Annotated in this window: 1 protein-coding gene; it reads right to left on the reverse strand. The window is 48.3% G+C overall.

Annotated elements, in window-relative coordinates:
- The coding region (locus tag RYX56_RS25530) for a phage DNA encapsidation protein (protein ID WP_317124541.1) at window positions 1-232 on the reverse strand (232 nt) is incomplete at both ends.

The raw sequence follows: 232 nt of genomic DNA on the forward strand, positions 1-232 counted from the left end.
GTGACCCGTCTTTCATGGTCACCATTTGCCGGGGCTGGAATTCCAAACCCTCGTCAGGTCGAATGTTCCATTCGATAAAGAAAGGGTTATTCATCGAAACCGCGTTTGCCAGGAGGTAAGCAACTACTCTTTCCTGGTAGCGATCAACGGTTGAATAGAAATTGTTGAACGCGGCGACTTCGTCGCGGAGGTATTGAACGTTTCCCTTTTCGAGAATGAATTCGTCGTAACC

The sequence above is a fragment of the Alkalihalophilus lindianensis genome, assembly GCF_032843265.1.
GTDB lineage: Bacteria > Bacillota > Bacilli > Bacillales > Bacillaceae_D > Alkalihalophilus > Alkalihalophilus lindianensis.